We start from the raw sequence: 18,067 nt of genomic DNA on the forward strand, positions 1-18,067 counted from the left end.
TTACAGGCGCCGTAGCAGCAAGCTACCGATGGAGTAACCTGCACCAAAGGAGCACAGTACGCCGCGAGCCCCCGCAGGAAGGTCGCGATTGTACAGATGAAACGCGATGATGGAACCCGCCGAGCTGGTATTACCATAGCTATCAAGAATGACCGGCGCCTCCTGCTGGCTGGCATCGTGACCGAGCAGCTTGCGGCCGATGAACTGGTTCATGGTGAGGTTGGCCTGATGGAGCCAGAGCCGGTTCAGGCTCTCGGCAGGCCAGCCCTGCTCATCGAGCTGGTTTGCTATCTGGTCGCACACCAGCGGCAACACCTCCTTGAACACCTTGCGCCCCTGCTGCCGAAACAGCTTGTCGTCGCCGTAGCGGGTGCGCGGGCTCAGCCGGTTCAGAAAGCCGAAGTTGTTGCGGATGTTGTTGGAGTACTGGGTCACCAGCTTGCTGGCCACCAGTTGCCACGGATTGGCCACCTTGCAATCGGCCTCCCGCTCCAGCAGCACCGCGGTGCAGGCATCACCGAAGATAAAGTGACTATCACGATCGCGAAAATTGAGGTGCCCCGAGCAGATCTCCGGATTGACCACCAGCGCCACGTTGGCGGTGCCTGCCGCCAGCATGTCGGCGGCTGTCTTGATGCCGAAGGTGGCGGACGAGCAGGCCACGTTCATATCAAAGGCCATGCCGCTCGCCCCGAGATAGTGCTGCAGCTCGATGGCCAGCGCTGGGTAGGGGCGCGGCATGTTGGAGGCGGCCACGATCACCAGATCGATCTCGCCGGGCTCGCGGCCGGCGGCGATCAGCGCCTGCTCGGCGGCGGCCACCGCCATCTCTACCATGATGGAGGGCATCTCATCGGGCCGCTCCGCCAGCAGCGGCTGCATGATGTCGGGGTTGAGCACCCCCTCGCGGCTCACCAGATAACGGCTCTTGATGCCGGAGGCCTTCTCGATGAACTCGCAACTGGAGTGCTGCTTGGCGGGGAGTTGGCCGGCATCGATGGCGGAGGCGTTCTCCTCGTTGTAGAGATCCACATACTGGTTGAAGGCGGCCACCAGCTCTTCATTGCTGACGGCAAAGGGTGGGGTATAGAGGCCTGAGCCACTGATCACGATAGAGGTCATCTTTGCTCCTCGCCGGGTGCGTTCCCGGCTTGTCGGTTTATAGGGGTGAGAGGGTTACAGCTGGTCGATCGCCGCAGAGAGACCCGCCAGGGTCAGCGGATGCATCCGTCCGCCAACCACGTCATTCATCAGTTTGATGGAGGGGTGCCAGAGCCACTCCCGCCGCGGGGTGGGGTTGATCCACACCAGTTTGGGAAAGTGCTGCTGCAGGCGGGTGAGCCACACCTGACACGACTCCTCGTTCCACTGCTCGACACTGCCGCCCGGCCAGGTGATCTCGTAGGGGCCCATGGTGGCATCCCCCACCAGGATTACCCGGTAGTCGCTGCCGTAGGTGCGCAGCAGCCGCAGGGTATCGAACCGCTCCTCAAAGCGGCGCTTGTTATCCTTCCAGACGAAGTCGTAGAGGCAGTTGTGAAAATAGAAGTACTCCAGATGCTTGAACTCGTGGCGCAACGCGGAGAAGAGGCGTTGTACCTCGGCCACGTGGGCATCCATGGAGCCTCCCACATCGAAAAAGACCAACAGTTTCACCCCGTTGTGGCGCTCGGGCCGCAACTTCACATCGAGCCAACCCTGGCGGGCAGAACTTTTTATGGTGTCGTCGAGATCCAGCTCGTCGGGATTGCCTTTGCGCACCCAGCGTGAGTTTGCGCAGCGCGAGCTGGATGGCGCGTTGGCCGAGCGGCGAGTCGTCGCTGAAGTTGCGATAGTGACGTGCCTCCCATACCTTGGCCGCCTTGCCGTGCTGCCCCTCTCCACCCATGCGGACGCCCTCGGGGTGAAAACCGCCGTGGCCAAACGGGCTGCTGCCACCAGTCCCCACCCACTTGTTGCCACCGGCGTGGCGCTCTTTCTGCTCGCGTAATCGCTGGTTAAGGGTCTCCAGCAGCTTGTCGAGCCCGCCGAGGGATTTGAGCAGCGCCTTCTCCTCTGGGATCAGCAGCCGTTCGAACTCCTTGCGCAGCCACTCCTCGGGCAGGCTCTCCGGCAGCAGGGGGATGGCTTCCAGCCCCTCGTAGTATTCGGCGAAGGCGCGATCGAAGCGATCGTAGTGGGCCTCGTCTTTTACCAGCAGACAGCGGGAGAGCTGGTAGAACTCGTCCATATCGACAGCGACCAGCCGGGCAGCCAGCGCGGCGTGCAAGTCCAGCAGCTCGCGCAGGCTGCACGGCAGCTTGTGGCGGCGCAGGTGAGTAAAAAAGTCGATCAGCATGGGTCAGCTGCCGCGCCGGGCCAAAAAGGCGAGCTTCTCGAAGAGGTGCAAATCCTGCTCGGTCTTGAGCAGAGCGCCATATAGCGCGGGCACCAGCTTACCGGGCTCGCGGGTACGCATCGCCTCGGGGGCGATATCGTCGGCCAAGAGCAGGCGGATCCAGTCCAGCAGCTCCGAGGTGGAGGGCTTCTTGCGCAGCCCCTCTACCTCGCGCAGCTCGAAGAAGAGCTCCATCGCCTCGCCAAGCAGGCTCTCCTTGAGGTCGGGGTAGTGGAGCTTGACGATGGCCTGCATCTCGGCCTTGTCGGGGAAGCGGATGTAGTGGAAGAAACAGCGGCGCAGGAAGGCATCCGGCAGCTCTTTTTCGTTGTTGGAGGTGATGATGACCACCGGCCGCTGGCGTGCCTTGACTCGCTCACCGGTCTCGTAGACATCGAACTCCATCCGATCCAGCTCCAGCAACAGATCGTTGGGGAATTCGATGTCGGCCTTGTCGATCTCGTCGATCAGCAGCACCGGTCGCTGCTCGGCGCTGAAGGCCTGCCACAACTTGCCTTTACGAATGTAGTGGCTGATATCGGCCACTCTGGGGTCGCCGAGCTGGGAGTCCCGCAGCCGGGCCACCGCATCATATTCGTAGAGTCCCTGTTGGGCCTTGGTGGTGGACTTGATATGCCAGGCAATGAGGTCGGTGCCGAGATGGTCGGCGACCGCTTCCGCCAGCACCGTCTTGCCGGTGCCCGGCTCCCCCTTGATCAGCAGCGGTTTTTCGAGGGTGATGGCGGCATTGACCGCCATCCTCAATGCATCGGAGGCGAGATACTGGCTGCTTCCTGAAAATCCCATAACGTCGGTTCCTTTGACGATTGGCGCCCGGAGTCAGGGGCCAGAGAGAATAAGATCTATATGTTGTAATGCCATATGGTTATAACGAATAGTCACTTCTCATTCAGAAACCACAGGGTAATCTTGTTTCATCGTCGTAACAAACACAGGGATAGCACCATGAGCAAAATTTTTGAGGACAACAGCCAGACTATCGGTCACACCCCGCTGGTTCGTCTCAACCGTGTTACCAAAGGTCGCGTGCTGGCCAAGATCGAGAGCCGCAACCCCAGCTTCAGCGTCAAGTGCCGGATCGGTGCCAATCTGATCTGGGATGCCGAGAAGCGCGGTATCCTGACCAAGGGGAAGGAGATCATTGAGCCCACCAGCGGCAACACAGGTATTGCTCTGGCCTTTGTCGCGGCAGCTCGCGGCTATCCCATCACCCTGACCATGCCGGCCACCATGAGCCTGGAGCGCCGCAAGTTGCTCAAGGCGCTCGGTGCCAATCTGGTGTTAACCGAAGGGCCCCTCGGCATGAAGGGGGCCATTGCCAAGGCCAACGAGATCCTCGAATCCAAGCCGGGCAAGTATGTGTTGCTGCAACAGTTTGAAAACCCGGCCAACCCGGAGATCCACGAAAAGACCACCGGCCCCGAGATTTGGGATGCCACTGACGGCGAAGTTGATGTGTTCGTGGCCGGGGTCGGTACCGGCGGCACCATTACCGGGGTCTCCCGCTATCTGAAGCAGACTAAAGGCAAGGCAGTGGTCTCTGTCGCGGTCGAACCGGCCGAGTCGCCGGTCATCAGCCAGAAGCTGGCCGGGGAAGAGATCAAACCGGGCCCCCACAAGATCCAGGGGATCGGCGCCGGCTTTATCCCGGGCAACCTGGACCTCTCCCTTATCGATCGGGTGGAGAAGGTGACCAGCGATGAAGCCATCGAGATGGCCCGCCGCCTGATGGAGGAGGAGGGGATCCTGGCTGGTATCAGCTCCGGTGCTGCGGTGGTGGCAGCCAGCCGTCTGGCCGAGCTGCCGGAATTTGCAGGCAAAACCATAGTGGTCATCCTGCCGAGCGCGGCAGAGCGTTACCTCTCCAGCGCCCTGTTTGCCGGGGTGTTCAGCGAGCAGGAGCTGCAGCAGTAACTGATCGGAATCTTTCAAAACAACGGCGCTCCCAGGAGCGCCGCTTCTTTATGGGCTAGACTCAACCCCTGTTAGTGTCACTTGATCCTTATTTTTTGGGGTAAAATAACAAGTTCCGGAGTGAGAAAAAAAGCAGACATTCCGCTCTAAATCTCATATCCTGTGCGGCGTCACGCGGTGTTTGCTGGCTGGGTATCACAAAGTAACAAAGTGTTATTTTTCGTTATAAAATAATTTCAGGCCAGTCCTGATGCGGCTTGTAGCCCAATAACTGAAAATTGCCAACCAGCGCGCCGATTACTGCACAGAAACTTGACCTGGATTAAACCATTGCGGGTCTGCTTTCGTTACTTTACAACATATCCATACTGACACGGTGGGTCAGGTTGCTTCAAAAACGACCAATCCACCAAAAAATATCAATAATATGGGGTGAAACCATGTACGAGAAGTCTGTTGTTATTACTGCTGAAAACGGCCTGCACACCCGTCCGGCAGCTCAGTTCGTGAAAGAAGCCAAAGAATTCCAAAGCGAGATCACTGTGGTCTCCGGTGGCAAGTCCGCCAGCGCCAAGAGCCTGTTCAAGCTGCAGACCCTGGGCCTGACCAAGGGTACCAACGTAACTATCCAGGCTGATGGCCCGGATGCTCAGCAAGCTGTTGAGAAGCTGGTTGCCCTGATGGACGAGCTGGAGTAATCCAGCTTTAGATTCCTCCCCCACAGTCGTTTTAATAGGAAGGATTATGATATCTGGCATTCTTGCGTCCCCCGGTATCGCATTCGGTAAGGCGCTTCTTCTGAAAGAAGATGAAATCGTTATCAATCAGGGCAAAATCTCTGCTGACCAGATTGATGCCGAGATCAACCGTTTCCTCGAAGCTCGTACCAAGTCAGCTACCCAGCTGGAAGCCATCAAAGAGATGGCCGGTCGCACCTTCGGTGAGGAAAAAGAGGCCATCTTCGAAGGCCACATCATGCTGCTCGAAGATGAGGAGCTGGAAGGGGATATCAAATCCTTCATCAAAGAGAACAAGGCTTCTGCTGACAAAGCCATCTATGAGGTGATCGAACAGTACGCCAAGATGATGGCAGAGCTGGATGACCCTTATCTGCGCGAACGCGCTACCGACTTCCGTGACATCGGTACCCGTCTGGTCAAGAACGTACTGGGCATCGCCGTTGTCAACCTGAGCACCATCGACGAAGAGGTGATCCTGGTCGCCAAAGACCTGACCCCGTCTGAAACCGCTCAGATCAACCTGAAATATGTGCTGGGTTTCGTTACCGACATCGGTGGCCGTACCTCTCACACCTCCATCATGGCCCGCTCCTTGGAGCTGCCGGCCGTGGTAGGCACCAACGACATCACCGAGCGCGTCAAGAACGGTGACATGCTGGTGCTGGATGCGATCAACAACCAGATCATCATCAATCCGACCGCTGAACAGCTGACCGAAGCCAAGAAGTTCCAGGCTCAGTTCCAGGCCGAGAAAGATGAGCTGGCCAAGCTGAAAGATCTGCCTGCCATCACGCTGGATGGTCACCAGGTCGAAGTGTGCGCCAACATCGGTACCGTCAAGGATACCGAAGGTGCCATCCGCAATGGCGCCGAAGGCGTGGGTCTGTACCGTACCGAGTTCCTGTTTATGGACCGTGACGCACTGCCGACCGAAGACGAGCAGTTCAAAGCCTACAAAGAAGTGGCCGAAGCGATGCCGGATCAGCCGATCATCGTGCGTACCATGGACATTGGCGGCGACAAAGAGCTGCCCTACATGAATTTCCCGAAAGAGATGAACCCCTTCCTGGGCTGGCGTGCCGTGCGTATTTTCTTCGACCGCGAAGACATCATGCACGCTCAGCTGCGGGCCATTCTGCGCGCCTCTGCCTTCGGCAAACTGCGCATCATGTTCCCGATGATCATCTCTGTCGAAGAGTTCCGTAGCCTGAAAGCTACCGTAGAGACGCTGAAGGCCGAACTGCGTGCCGAAGGCAAAGCCTTTGATGAATCCATCGAAGTGGGTATCATGATCGAGACCCCGGCCGCTGCCGTGATGGCTCATCATCTGGCCAAGGAAGTGGATTTCTTCAGTATCGGTACCAACGACCTGACCCAGTACACCCTGGCTGTCGATCGTGGTAACGAGATGATCTCCGCCATGTACAACCCGCTGTCACCCTCCGTCCTGACCCTGATCAAGATGGTTATCGATGCGTCCCACGCCGAAGGCAAGTGGACCGGTATGTGTGGTGAACTGGCTGGTGACGAGCGTGCTACCCTGCTGCTGCTGGGTATGGGTCTGGATGAGTTCTCCATGAGCGCCATCTCTGTACCGCGTATCAAGAAGCTTATCCGCAACACCAACTTCGAAGATGTGAAGGCAATGGCTGATCAAGCACTGAGCTTTGCCACCGCCGCTGAAATCGAAGCATGCGTAGATAACTTTATTAAGCAGAAAGCAGTCTGCTAAGATCGGCTGCAAACAGCGACAAATCATCTCTAGGAGCTTTATATGGGTCTGTTTGATAAACTGAAGAAACTGGTTTCCGACGATAGCTCTGACACCGGCGGCATCGAAATCTTTGCTCCGCTGTCTGGCGAAATCGTGCCGATCGAAGATGTGCCTGACGTTGTCTTCGCCGAGAAGATCGTTGGTGACGGTATCGCCATCAAGCCGGCTGGCAACAAGATGGTTGCGCCGTGCGATGGTACCATCGGCAAGATTTTCGAGACCAACCATGCGTTCTCTCTGGAATCCGACTCCGGTATCGAGCTGTTCGTTCACTTCGGTATCGACACCGTTGAACTGAAAGGTGAAGGCTTCAAGCGTATCGCTCAGGAAGGTCAACAGGTCAAGCGCGGCGACACTATCATCGAGTTCGATCTGGCCGTTCTGGAAGCGAAAGCCAAGTCTACCCTGACTCCGGTTGTCATCTCCAACATGGACGAGATCAAAGAGCTGATCAAAATGACTGGTGCCGTGACTGTGGGCGAGACCCCGGTTATCCGTATCAAGAAGTAATGCCCGGCTGGCTCACGCCAGTTGCGCAGTAAAAAACCGAAGCCTTGTGCTTCGGTTTTTTTATGGCCGCGAGTCGGCTTCCCTTTCTGGTGATCACTCTATTCCGTCGAAATGACAACCCGGTTACGGCCCTGATCCTTGGCCTGATAAAGGGCCCGGTCGGCCATCATCAGCAGATAGTCGATGCTCTCCTGCCCCTTCATACTGGCACACCCCAGACTGATGGTGAGGGATAGCTGCTTCCCCTGCCATGGCAAGCGGGTGGAACTGACATGCTGGCGCAGCTGTTCGGCGCGCCGTGCCGCCTGTTCAATATCGCAACCTGGCAGGATCAGCAGGAACTCCTCCCCGCCCCAACGGGCCAGACTCTCCCCCGGCAACAGCTGGCCCGCCATAGCGTGGGCGACGGCGCAGAGCGCGGCATCACCCGCAGGGTGGCCGTAGCGGTCATTAATCTGCTTGAAATGGTCGATATCTCCCAGTACCACCGAGAGGGGCTCACCCTGCAACCAAAGGGCCTGCAGCTGTTGCTGGGCGCCGCGCCGGTTGGTCAGTTCGGTGAGCGGATCGGTGCAGGAGAGGCGGCTCACCTCTTCCACCATGCACTGCAGGTCGTGGATATCGCGAAAGGTGACGATATGGCCATCCGGGATGGCATCGGCTCCCAGCTGGGCAGTGACGATAAACCAGCGCGACTGACCGCTCTTGCAGCGGATCAGCGCAGGCATTTCGGCGACCTCCAGCCCTTGCGACAAGCTCTGTTCCACCTGGGAGTGCCAGGAGTCGATGATGGTGCGGCGATACCCTTCATCCGGGTAGGCGACCTGAAACCAGGAGGCCATGTCCGGCAGATCGTCAAGGTTGTAGCCCAGCTGCTCAATGAAGGCTTTATTCAGGAAGCGGTGGCGCCGCTGCGGGATCATGTCGGGTGAGCAGCCATCGTGACGGGCAATGGATTCGGACACCAGAATAGGCAGCGGGATCACATCGAAGGAGCGAAACAGGATCTGTTGCAGTTCTCGGTCATTCATAGGAAAAGCAGCTCCACGATGCATCTTTTACATGCTTTACCATAGGTCAGACCTGTTTGGTGGTAAACCGATTTATAGCGGTTCCGCCGCCGGTTTTTCAGCCAATGGCAAAGGCGAGAAAATGGCGGAGCTGTTTGCCGTGGCCGTATCGGGTGAAAGCTGGGCAGGCTGAGGAGAAGCTGCGGGGCAAAAGGGTCAAAAAAACCCACATGGTCAGGCACATGTGGGTCGGGAAAAACCAGACAGGGTAAAACAGACACTCCCTGTGTCGGTCATCTTCAGCTCAGGTGGAGGTGGTCCATCTGCTGGAGCTTATCGGGCCAGGGCCCCTGCTGGTGGTCACCAAATCTTCACACGCTCGGAAGGTGGCAGATAGAGCTTGTCTCCCGGCTTGATGGCAAAGGCGCGATAGAAGGCCGGCATATTCGCGACGACGCCATTGACCCGGTACTCCAGCGGCGAGTGGGGATCTGTCTTGAGCAGAACGGCTGCAAGCTCGGGCCGGTACTTTCCTTTCCACACCTGCGCCCAGCCGATAAAGAAACGCTGCTCGGCAGTGAAGCCATCGAGCACCGCTGGCAGGCGGTTGCCCAGGGCGAGCCGGTACGCCTTGTGGGCGATGGTCAGGCCACCGAGATCGCCGATGTTCTCGCCAAGGGTCAGCTGGCCGTTGACATGCTCCCCCTTGATGGGCTCGAAACGGTCGTACTGTTTCGCCAGTTTTTGCGCTCTGGCGGTGAACTCCTTGAGATCGGCCGGAGCCCACCAGTTGTGCAAGGCACCGTTGCCATCGAATTTGGCCCCCTGATCATCGAAACCATGGCTCAGCTCGTGACCGATGACCGCGCCGATGGCGCCATAGTTGACCGCATCATCCGCCTTCAGATCGAAGTAGGGCGGTTGCAGTATGGCTGCCGGGAAGACGATCTCGTTGTTGTTCGGGTTGTAGTAGGCGTTCACCGTCTGCGGATTGTCGAACCACTCCTCCCGATCCACCGGTTGATGGAGGCGGGCAAGGTGCTCGTTGTAACGCACCGTGGCCGCTCGCTGGGCATTGCCGACCAGATCATCGGGACGGATCTCGATTGCGCTGTAATCCTGCCACTGGTCCGGATAGCCGATCTTGACCCGTACCTTCTCCAGTTTCGCCAGCGCCTGCTGTTTGGTCGGAGCAGACATCCAGTCGAGCTCGCCGATCTCCTGGCGATAGGCGGCGATCAGATTGCGCACCATGGTCGCCATCTGTGCCTTGGCCTCGGCCGGAAAGTAGCGCTCCACGTAGAGTTTGCCTACCGCCTGACCCAGATAGTCGTCCAGCACCTCCATGGCCTGCTTCCAGGGCTCCCGCTGCCGGGGGATGCCGTTCAGGGTCGTGCCGTAGAAAGCGAAGTGCAGGGCATTGCTCTGGCTGTCGAGATAGGGCGCATAAGTGCGTAGCAGATGGAACAGGCAGTAGGATTGCCACTGCGCAATGCTGGTCTCCTGCATCACGGCGGTCAGCTTCTCCAGATAGTCCGGCTCACTGACGATGATCTCCGTTTCCCCGGCGATACCGGCCTCTGTCAGGTAGTGTTGCCAATCCAGGGGGGGCAGCAACTGACTGAGGCGGGCGATGGGCAGTTTGTTGTAGGTGAGGTTGTCATCCCGCAGCTTGACTCTGTCCCACTGCAGGCTGGCGAGTCGGGTCTCCAGCGCCAGAATGCGATGGGCCTGCTCGCTCGCCCCCTCGACGCCGGCATGGTTGAGCAGGGCGGTAATGAACTGCTCGTAGCTGGCCCGCAGTGTCTTGCTGGCGGCATCTGCTTTCAGGTAGTAGTCCCGGTCCGGCAGACCGAGACCGGATTGCTGCAGGTAGATCCCGTAGCTGTCAGGCTGCTTCTTGTCGGCCATGAACCCGATACCAAAGGGAGCGCCGCCCCCCAGCTTGTTAACACGGGCAAAGTAGGTGGCCAGCGAGGCGCCATCATGGATGGCCATGATCTCGTCGCGCAGTGGCTGAATGGGGGTCAGCCCTTTGGCATCCCGTCCGGCCTGATCCAGATAGCTGGCGTAGAGATCGGCGATCTGCTGGCGAGGGGTTCCGGCTTGTTGCGGGCGCTTGAGCAGCTCCTCCAGCAACACCTTGCGATCCTCCAGCGACTTGTCCGCCAGCAGATTGCCGATGGTCTGCCCCGGCAGGTCATCCGGTATCCGGGTCTGGGCCAACCAGTTGCCGTTGACGTGGCGAAACAGATCGTCCGCCGCGCACACGCTGTTATCCATGCTGGCCAGATCCATCCCGGAGTGGCCGCTGGTGGCACCGGCGCATGGGGCGAGGCCAAGCAGGGCCAGCGCAATGAGGCTGGCGATCATGCTGCGTTGCTGTTTCATCGTGAGTGTCCTGTATGGAGAGTCGGTGGTGAATTGGCTATACCCGCTGGCCAATCAGCTGCGAACGACCGAGAGGAAACGACCGTCGTGATTGAAGGTGCAGGTAAAGTCGACCAGATCATCATCGGTCTCGTACTGGCCATAGACCTTGTATCTGTGGCCACTCTCTTCTGCCGACTCGGTGGTGATATCGCGCGGGGAGACATGGAATTTGCTGGCTGCTTCCCCCGAGCAGTAACGGGGCATCTTGCTGGTGGCCATATGCTGGTCATCGCTATCGTCATGCTGGCCATCATGCTCGTGTTTGTTATCGCTGTGCTTTTTCCCGGCGTAATAGCCAGCGGCGCCGATGGCACCCAGCGCAGCTGCACCTATCAGGACTTTCTTGGTATCCATATTCTGGCAGCCGCTCAATGCCAGACAGGCGGCCAACCCCATTACCATCAAGGAGTGTTTCATCTCTCGGATCCTTTCAATTATCAAATGAGCAAGTCGGTGTCAGCCGAGTGGCGGTCACAGTGCCCGGCGCTGGAATGGCGCCACTTTGCAATGGTCAGGATGAAGAGGACACTCAAATAAAATTAAAAAAAGTTATAAAAATCCGGGAGCCGGAGCGAGCGCGGTATGGGGGGCGCGGTGAGGGGAGAAGGGCGCAGGTTTCATCCATGCGGTAAGTAGTGGTGTAGGGCAAGTGTTTGTTTTTAGACTTTTATTTCTCTTTATATTTTATCAAGGATGATGGCTGTCTGTTATGCGGCGGCCAGCCATGTTGGCAATGGATAACTGTCTCTATCGCCATAAACTGGCATAAAAAAACCGCTCACCTGGGTGAGCGGCTGTTGCTATCAGATTAATGCAGTTCGCTATCAGGCTGGCTGCTTGCCATCTTCCGCGGGCGGCGGCAGGGCGGCGGAGTTGGACTCCACCTTCTGCTCTTCGCCCTGCATGTTCTTGATGTAGACATCCATCTGGTTGAAGGCGATCTCGATGCCGTTCTCGCGGAACAGCTGATCGATCTTGCGGTTCAACTCGTCCACCGCCGGGTTGCGATCCCCCAGTTCGCTCACGAAGAAGCGCAGCTCGTGATCCAGGGTGCTGGCGCCAAAGGTGAGGAAGTAGACGATGGGAGCCGGGTCTTTCAGTACCCGACTGTTTTCGTCGGCCGCCTGTTTGAGCAGGGTGCGGGTCAGTTCCAGATCCGAGCCATACGCCACGCCCACCCGTACGATCACCCGGGTGACGGTGTCACTCAGCGACCAGTTGATGAGCCGTTCTGTCATCAGTTGCTGGTTGGGGATGATCACCTCTTTGCGGTCGAAGTCGGTCAGGGTGGTGGCGCGAATGCGGATCCGCGAGACGGTACCGGAGAAGGAGCCGATGGTGACGGTGTCACCGATCCGCACCGGACGCTCGAACAGGATGATGATGCCGGAGACGAAGTTGGAGAGGATCTCCTTCATGCCGAAACCGATACCGACTGACAGACCACCAGCAACCCACTGCAGCTTGTCCCACTGCACGCCCATCATGGAGAGAGCGGTCAGGGAGCCAAAGCCGATCAGCACGTAGTTGAGCATGGTGGTGATGGCGTAGGCGGTACCCTGAGCCAGGTTGAGCTTGGAGAGCACCAGCACCTCCAGCAAGCCCGGCAGGTTGCGCGCCAGTGACCATGCACCGCCGAGCAGCAGGAAGCCGATCAGCACGTCACTCAGGCTGATGGGGAAGAGCACGGCGTTGGCGCCGGTGCCTTCACTGCGGTGCCACAGCACCATGCTGTCGAGGTAAGAGAATACCGCGACCAGATCGGACCAGAGCCAGTAGAAGGCGACGCCGAAGATCAGCATCAGCACGGTACGGGTCAGACGCAGGGACTGCTGGCTGACATCCTCCAGATCCATGGGCTGCTCTTCGATGGACTCGCCACCTTCCGCATCTTCCGAAGATTTGTGCTCACGCTTGGCCACCGCACGGCGGTAGGCCAGACGACGGGCTGCCAGCTCCAGGCCACGCAGGGCGGTGCGGTAGACCAGGCTCCAGATGATGATGAGGTAGAAGGATTCGATCAGGCGACCGGTCAGCTTCAGCGCGGTGTAGTAGTAACCGAGCACGGCCAGCACGATCAGCGCCACCGGCGCCAGCGCCAGAGCGATGGCGATCAGCGACTTCTGCATGCTCGCCTCGCCCTTGATGCGGGCGCGGGAGATGGGGAACACCAGATAGGCGGCCAGCCCCAGCAGGGTCAGGGTCATGGCCTGGCCGATCACGTCGTTGCCCAAGGTGGAGGGTTCAACTACCGCCTTGGTCGCGAGCATGATGAGCGGCAGCAGTGGCAACCAGATGTAGCGCATGCTGTTGCGCTTGGCCTGCAGCTCCGCTTTCGGGATCCGGAAGTGGGTTTCGGCGATACCGCCCGGGCGCATCACCGCCAGATAGACGCTGAACACCAGATAACCGAGGGCGAGGTTCAGGGTGATCTGGAACATCAGCTTGGGACTGAGCAGACCGCAGTAGGTCAGCAGCAGACCGCCAGCCAGAATGAACATGCTGCCCGGCAGGCGTTGCAGTACGGTATAGAGCAGGGCGCGCGGGGTGTGCCACTGGCTGTCCTGACGGAAACGGCCAAGGTCCTTGGTGATCTTCTTCTCGCGCTCAACCAGCGCCGGACGTTTCCAGACCAGCAGGCCGCCGATCAGCAGCAGCGGGAAGGCGAGCAGGGAGATCCCCAAGAGCTCTTCGCGCCAGCGTTTCCAGTCCGGTTTCAATACCCAGTCGGAGGCCTGTTTGTAGGCCTGGGCGGGCCAGCTGATAAACCACTTGCTGTCGATGGGCTTATTGCTGCTTACCCAGAAGATGTGTTGCTGCAGGGTAAATTCGATAGAGGCATAGACCCGCGCCAGCTGCTGCTGGGTCAGCTGCAGGCTGATGGCGTTGGTGAGCTGGCTGTCGAGTTGGCGGTTGAGCTGATCGAGCAGATTGATACGGGTATCGAGCAGCTTGGCAAGGCTCTCCTTGTCCTCTTCGCTGACCGGATCCTTGCTGCCGGCGATCAGATTGTCCAGATAGAGGTTCTTCTGGAACAGTTGGTCACGCTGCTGGCTCAGTTCAAACTGGGCCAGATGGAGATCGGCGATCTGCTCTTCCAGGTTTTTGACGGCGATGGTGGGGGCCGCCTCCAGCTGCTGGTAGAGCTGATAGAGGATGCGTGACAGCAGCAGATTGCCCTTGAGCATCTGCACCTGTTCATTGAGGTTGCGCTCGGTCTGGATGCCGCGCTCCAGCCAGCTCTTGGCTTGCAGGTTTTTCTGTACCAGCGAGTTGAGGCTGGTGGTGGCACCGATCAGCTGCTGGCTGAGCTGGTGGTTGAGCTCCTGCTCTTTTTGCACCAGCGGGCTGTCTTCGGTTGCCACCAGTTCACCGGTCTGCTCGGCGGTTTTCTCTGTGTCGCCAAGGCGCTTGGCGCTGCTCTGATCCTGCAACAGCTGCAGTTTCTGCTCTTCGCTGGCGAGACGGGCACTCTGGTAGTCGCGCTGCTTGATCGCCAGATCCTGCATGCTGGTACGGTTATCCAGCTCCTTTTGCAGGTGGGCAAGTTGCAGGTCGAGCAGGGCCAGTTCGGCACCGAGCTTCATCTTCTCGGCGCTGGAGACGCTTTCACCTGCGTTGAGGCGGGTACGGATCTCCTGACTGCGCTGGTAGGCACGGCTCATGCTGGCCTGGGCCCGCTCCGGCAGGGTCTGCAAGCTGGTGAGCTGGCTGCCGATGGCGCCGAGGGCCTCCTGGGCCGCCTGCATGTTGGCCAGCACTTCCGGCTGACGGCTGTCGAGCTCTGCCAGACTCATGCTGGCGTATTCGCTCTTGATCTGCTCGGCACTCTTGCCCTTGGTCAGGGCATCGAGCTTGGCGCTGATCTCTCTGAGTTCGGTGGGCAGGTTGCGGATCCGCTGGGCCTGGGTCTTGGCCTTCGCCTCTTCCTTGTCGATGCTGTCGAGCAGGCCGAGGGTTTCGGTCAGCAACTTCTGATCCGCTTGCTGACTGACGGTCAGGGTCTCTGATTTACCCAGACCATCCAGCGCTCGCTGAACTGCGTTGCGAGAGGGGACATCTTGCGCCATGGCTTGCGGGACGCAGAGGCTGGCGAGGAGACAGAGCAGCGGCAACAGGGTGGCCGAGACTCTTTTAAAACGTATTGAGGGCATATAACTTCCGGGTTATTACGCGATATTCGGGAGATTTCCCGCATAGATTAAATTCGCGTGGATTCTAACACCGGGCTTGTCAGGTAAGCAGGGGGGAGGGACAAAAAAAACGGCGCCCGCAGGCGCCGTTTTCAACTCGTTCAGCTCTGATTAAAGAACGTGAACAGAAGCGGTGTTGGTGGTGCCGCTCGGTACCAGAGCACCGGAGACCATCACAACCACGTCACCTTTCAGACCCATGCCGATTTCCAGCGCGGCTTCTTTACCGATGCGATAGAAATCGTCGGTAGAGGCGATGCTGTCAACCACGTGGGCAACCACACCCTTGGTCAGAACCAGCTGGGCAGCAGTTTTCTTGTTGGTGGTGATAGCCAGGATCCAAGCTTTCGGGAAGTACTTGCGAATGGCCTTGGCAGACTTGCCGCCTTCGGTCGCGACCACGATCAGCGGGGCGTCCAGCTTCTCGGAGGTCTCTACGGCGCCTTTACATACGGCTTCGGTGATGCGCAGCTTGTTGCTGTCGTTGGCAGCAGACAGGTTGGACGGCATCACAGCATCGGTACGCTCGCAGATGGTGGCCATGATGGTCACGGCTTCCAGCGGGTACTTACCCTTGGCGGATTCACCGGACAGCATCACTGCGTCGGTACCGTCCAGGATGGCGTTGGCCACGTCGCCAGCTTCGGCGCGGGTCGGACGCGGGTTCTTGATCATGGAGTCCAGCATCTGGGTGGCAGTGATAACCACTTTGCGGGCTTTGTTGCACTTGGCGATGATCATCTTCTGGGCGAAGATAACTTCTTCAACCGGGATCTCTACACCCATGTCGCCACGAGCAACCATGATGCCGTCGGAAACAGCCAGGATCTCGTCGAAGTTGTCCAGACCTTCCTGGTTTTCGATCTTGGAGATGATCTGGATGTTCTCGCCACCGTGGGCTTTCAGGTGCTCACGGATTTCCAGAACGTCTTCTTTCTTACGGATGAAAGAAGCAGCAACGAAATCAACGCCTTGCTCGCAACCGAAGATCAGGTCGCGCTTGTCTTTCTCGGCCAGGGCCGGCAGCTTGATGGAGACGCCCGGCAGGTTAACGCCTTTGTTCTCGCCCAAATCACCGTTGTTCAGCACTTTACAGATAACTTCGCGCTCGGTGATTTCGATAACGTCCAGACCGATCAGGCCGTCATCAACCAGGATGCGGTTGCCGACGCGCAGATCGTTGGCGAAACCTGCATAGGTCACGGCCACTTTGTCTTTGTTGCCAACCACGGTCTGGTCGGTGGTGAAGGTGAAAGTCTGGCCAGCGACCAGCGCGACGTCGTTGCCGCCTTCCAGCTTCATGGTACGGATTTCCGGACCCTTGGTGTCCAGCAGGATGGCTGCGTGCTTGCCGGTCTCGGCCATCACAGCGCGCAGGTTGCTGATGCGGCTGCCGTGCTCGGCGTAGTCACCGTGGGAGAAGTTCAGGCGCATGACGTTCATGCCGGCGTCCAGCATTTTGGCCAGCATTTCTTTGGATTCGGTCTTCGGACCGATGGTGCAGACAATTTTGGTCTTTTTCATGTCAATCTTCATGGTTAAGGAATTTCCGCCGAGCAATATACACCAGTTTTTGGAATCTTTTTATGATCCAGAAACAACGTTTTGACCAGATAACGTTTTCTTTTCAGGGATAACGTTTTCCTGTGAGTCACATTTTAGAGCATACGGCCACAGGTTCGGGCTGAAGGGATACAAATGTTGCCATCTGTGGTTGTTTGGCCGGGTTGAGGTTCAGATGTTGTAAAATGACCACCCGTCCGCTGTCACCGTCTTGTCACCGGCTTGCGCAAAAATGTTAGTTCATTGGCGCACGGGTGAAGGAGGCCGGGATGAAAAACAGCCATGAAACCGGATGGGCTCTGCTCTTGCTGGGCGTCGCCCTGCTGCTGGTTCAGACACTGCCAGCCCGCTACTGGCCTGACAATGCCGGTCTGCTGGCGATCTTCTCCCATCCAGTGAAAGGGGAGGCGGCCGCCGAGGGATTGGCGTGGCGAGAGTGGCAGGATCACAGTGCAGCGACCCGGATGGCGCTTCGTGCAGCCCGACCGCTGCCGGATGCTCCTCAGCCTTGATATCTATTGCCGATTACCTGTCGTGAAGGCGTGAAATTATCAACCATTGGTTGATAGTTCTTATCTATCTTGCTGGATTGTTCACCTTTAATGGCAGTGGGATAATCGATTCCAACAGCGATATCCCCTCCGGTATCGCCCCCTGATACTTTGTTGGAGTCCGCTTTATGTCCCTCGCCCCCGTCTGGTTTATCTCTCACGGCGCACCGGATCTGGTGCTGCGTGAGCAACCCGCCACCCGCTTTCTGCGAACCCTGCGTCTGGGTGAGCTCAAGGGACTGGTGGTCATCTCCGCCCACTGGTTCAGCCGCGAGTTGCAGATCAACGTCGAGCCCAAACCGGCGCTGATGTATGACTTTTACGGCTTTCCCGAACCCCTCTACCGGATGCGCTGGCCTGCCAGCAGCCCCGAGTGGTTGCAGCAAGGGGTGAGCGACCAGTTGGCACTGGCCGGACTGACCGCCACCCCGGTGCGGCGCGAGCTGGATCACGGGGTCTGGTCGCCGCTCTCCCTGATCGACCCAAACAGCGAGATCCCGCTGGTGCAGATCTCCATTCCCGCGAGCTTCACCCCGGCCCAGTTGTGGCAACTGGGAGAGGTGTTGGGGGCGCTGCGTAGCCAGGGGATTGGCATCCTCGCCTCCGGCGCCATCACCCACAACCTGCGGGCGCTGGCACCGGAAGGCTCGCCAGTGCCGGAGTGGGCCAGCCAGTTTGTCGACTGGCTGGAGCAGAAGATGGCCGACGAGGATCGGCTGGCGCTGCTGGACTATCGCCAGCAGGCTCCAGGCGCGGTGGAGTCCCATCCCCACGATGACCACCTGCGCCCGCTCTTTGTGGCGTTGGGGGCGGCCGATGGTGTGGCGCCCACCCGGCTGCACGAGAGCTGGGATGGCGGCAGCCTCTATATGGGCGCCTACCGCTTCGGCTGATAGCCTATCAACAAGACCCCGCCAATTGGCGGGGTCTTGTTATTTTCGGCGTAGTGATTTAGCCGATGGTACTGGTGATTGAGCCGAT

13 protein-coding genes and 1 pseudogene are annotated in these 18,067 nt (G+C 58.7%); 6 read left to right on the plus strand and 8 right to left on the minus strand.

What is annotated here, in order from left to right; genetic code table 11:
* The 3 genes and pseudogenes from ACTG2U_RS19240 to ACTG2U_RS19250 form a co-directional block, all read right to left on the minus strand.
* Positions 1 to 1,122, minus strand: coding sequence for a beta-ketoacyl-ACP synthase III (locus ACTG2U_RS19240; protein ID WP_139459968.1), 1,122 nt, complete (start codon positions 1,120 to 1,122; stop codon positions 1 to 3).
* Positions 1,123 to 1,176: 54 nt separating this feature from the next.
* Positions 1,177 to 2,338: pseudogene (locus ACTG2U_RS19245) on the minus strand (vWA domain-containing protein).
* Positions 2,339 to 2,341: 3 nt separating this feature from the next.
* Positions 2,342 to 3,184 carry an AAA family ATPase gene (locus ACTG2U_RS19250; protein WP_439974952.1) on the minus strand — a complete coding sequence of 281 codons (843 nt, stop codon included), beginning with the start codon at positions 3,182 to 3,184 and terminating at the stop codon, positions 2,342 to 2,344.
* Positions 3,185 to 3,343: 159 nt separating this feature from the next.
* Here ACTG2U_RS19250 and cysK point away from each other — a divergent pair, with 159 nt between their 5' ends.
* The 4 genes from cysK (at position 3,344) to crr (ending at position 7,336) form a co-directional block, all read left to right on the plus strand.
* Positions 3,344 to 4,312, plus strand: coding sequence for a cysteine synthase A (cysK, locus tag ACTG2U_RS19255; RefSeq protein ID WP_213389918.1), 969 nt, complete (start codon positions 3,344 to 3,346; stop codon positions 4,310 to 4,312).
* Between the two features lie 440 nt (positions 4,313 to 4,752).
* Complete coding sequence (locus ACTG2U_RS19260) at positions 4,753 to 5,010, plus strand: HPr family phosphocarrier protein (RefSeq protein ID WP_005338266.1); 258 nt, start codon at positions 4,753 to 4,755, stop codon at positions 5,008 to 5,010.
* Between the two features lie 46 nt (positions 5,011 to 5,056).
* Positions 5,057 to 6,784: a phosphoenolpyruvate-protein phosphotransferase PtsI gene (ptsI, locus tag ACTG2U_RS19265; protein ID WP_021229076.1), complete on the plus strand. Its 1,728-nt coding sequence runs from the start codon at positions 5,057 to 5,059 to the stop codon at positions 6,782 to 6,784.
* Between the two features lie 42 nt (positions 6,785 to 6,826).
* A complete protein-coding gene (gene crr / locus ACTG2U_RS19270) occupies positions 6,827 to 7,336 on the plus strand; it encodes a PTS glucose transporter subunit IIA (protein WP_005338264.1) in 510 nt (169 codons plus the stop codon).
* A 98-nt stretch (positions 7,337 to 7,434) separates the two neighbouring features.
* Here crr and ACTG2U_RS19275 read toward each other — a convergent pair whose 3' ends face one another.
* The 5 genes from ACTG2U_RS19275 to pykF all read right to left on the minus strand — a co-directional run bounded on the left by ACTG2U_RS19275 (position 7,435) and on the right by pykF (position 16,496).
* Complete coding sequence (locus ACTG2U_RS19275) at positions 7,435 to 8,367, minus strand: GGDEF domain-containing protein (protein WP_439974953.1); 933 nt, start codon at positions 8,365 to 8,367, stop codon at positions 7,435 to 7,437.
* A 339-nt stretch (positions 8,368 to 8,706) separates the two neighbouring features.
* On the minus strand, positions 8,707 to 10,737 hold the full coding sequence (locus ACTG2U_RS19280; RefSeq protein ID WP_439974954.1) for a M13 family metallopeptidase: 2,031 nt from the start codon (positions 10,735 to 10,737) through the stop codon (positions 8,707 to 8,709).
* Between the two features lie 54 nt (positions 10,738 to 10,791).
* Positions 10,792 to 11,196 carry a hypothetical protein gene (locus ACTG2U_RS19285; RefSeq protein WP_005359037.1) on the minus strand — a complete coding sequence of 135 codons (405 nt, stop codon included), beginning with the start codon at positions 11,194 to 11,196 and terminating at the stop codon, positions 10,792 to 10,794.
* A gap of 407 nt (positions 11,197 to 11,603) precedes the next feature.
* Positions 11,604 to 14,933: a mechanosensitive channel MscK gene (gene mscK, locus ACTG2U_RS19290; RefSeq protein WP_005359039.1), complete on the minus strand. Its 3,330-nt coding sequence runs from the start codon at positions 14,931 to 14,933 to the stop codon at positions 11,604 to 11,606.
* A 150-nt stretch (positions 14,934 to 15,083) separates the two neighbouring features.
* Entirely contained in the window at positions 15,084 to 16,496 is a 1,413-nt protein-coding gene (pykF, locus tag ACTG2U_RS19295; protein WP_031227651.1) for a pyruvate kinase PykF, read from the minus strand.
* Positions 16,497 to 16,804: 308 nt separating this feature from the next.
* On the opposite strand from pykF, the gene ACTG2U_RS19300 reads away from it, so the two are divergent.
* Positions 16,805 to 17,047, plus strand: a complete 243-nt coding sequence (locus ACTG2U_RS19300; protein ID WP_439974956.1) for a hypothetical protein — start codon at positions 16,805 to 16,807, stop codon at positions 17,045 to 17,047.
* A 167-nt stretch (positions 17,048 to 17,214) separates the two neighbouring features.
* The gene (locus ACTG2U_RS19305) at positions 17,215 to 17,979 is read left to right on the plus strand and encodes a DODA-type extradiol aromatic ring-opening family dioxygenase (protein WP_040065863.1); all 765 of its coding nucleotides are present in this window, start codon (positions 17,215 to 17,217) and stop codon (positions 17,977 to 17,979) included.
* Positions 17,980 to 18,067 lie beyond the last annotated feature (88 nt).

This window comes from Aeromonas sp. 95A, assembly GCF_051919235.1.
GTDB classification, from domain to species: Bacteria; Pseudomonadota; Gammaproteobacteria; order Enterobacterales; family Aeromonadaceae; genus Aeromonas; species Aeromonas veronii.

Bases quoted from the DNA above. Each gene is read 5' to 3' on its own strand.
- ACTG2U_RS19240 (WP_139459968.1), bottom strand. From the start codon at position 1,122: ATGACCTCTATCGTGATCAGTGGCTCAGGCCTCTATACCCCACCCTTT.
- ACTG2U_RS19250 (WP_439974952.1), bottom strand. From the start codon at position 3,184: ATGGGATTTTCAGGAAGCAGCCAGTATCTCGCCTCCGATGCATTGAGG.
- cysK (WP_213389918.1), top strand. From the start codon at position 3,344: ATGAGCAAAATTTTTGAGGACAACAGCCAGACTATCGGTCACACCCCG.
- ACTG2U_RS19260 (WP_005338266.1), top strand. From the start codon at position 4,753: ATGTACGAGAAGTCTGTTGTTATTACTGCTGAAAACGGCCTGCACACC.
- ptsI (WP_021229076.1), top strand. From the start codon at position 5,057: ATGATATCTGGCATTCTTGCGTCCCCCGGTATCGCATTCGGTAAGGCG.
- crr (WP_005338264.1), top strand. From the start codon at position 6,827: ATGGGTCTGTTTGATAAACTGAAGAAACTGGTTTCCGACGATAGCTCT.
- ACTG2U_RS19275 (WP_439974953.1), bottom strand. From the start codon at position 8,367: ATGAATGACCGAGAACTGCAACAGATCCTGTTTCGCTCCTTCGATGTG.
- ACTG2U_RS19280 (WP_439974954.1), bottom strand. From the start codon at position 10,737: ATGAAACAGCAACGCAGCATGATCGCCAGCCTCATTGCGCTGGCCCTG.
- ACTG2U_RS19285 (WP_005359037.1), bottom strand. From the start codon at position 11,196: ATGAAACACTCCTTGATGGTAATGGGGTTGGCCGCCTGTCTGGCATTG.
- mscK (WP_005359039.1), bottom strand. From the start codon at position 14,933: ATGCCCTCAATACGTTTTAAAAGAGTCTCGGCCACCCTGTTGCCGCTG.
- pykF (WP_031227651.1), bottom strand. From the start codon at position 16,496: ATGAAAAAGACCAAAATTGTCTGCACCATCGGTCCGAAGACCGAATCC.
- ACTG2U_RS19300 (WP_439974956.1), top strand. From the start codon at position 16,805: ATGAAAAACAGCCATGAAACCGGATGGGCTCTGCTCTTGCTGGGCGTC.
- ACTG2U_RS19305 (WP_040065863.1), top strand. From the start codon at position 17,215: ATGTCCCTCGCCCCCGTCTGGTTTATCTCTCACGGCGCACCGGATCTG.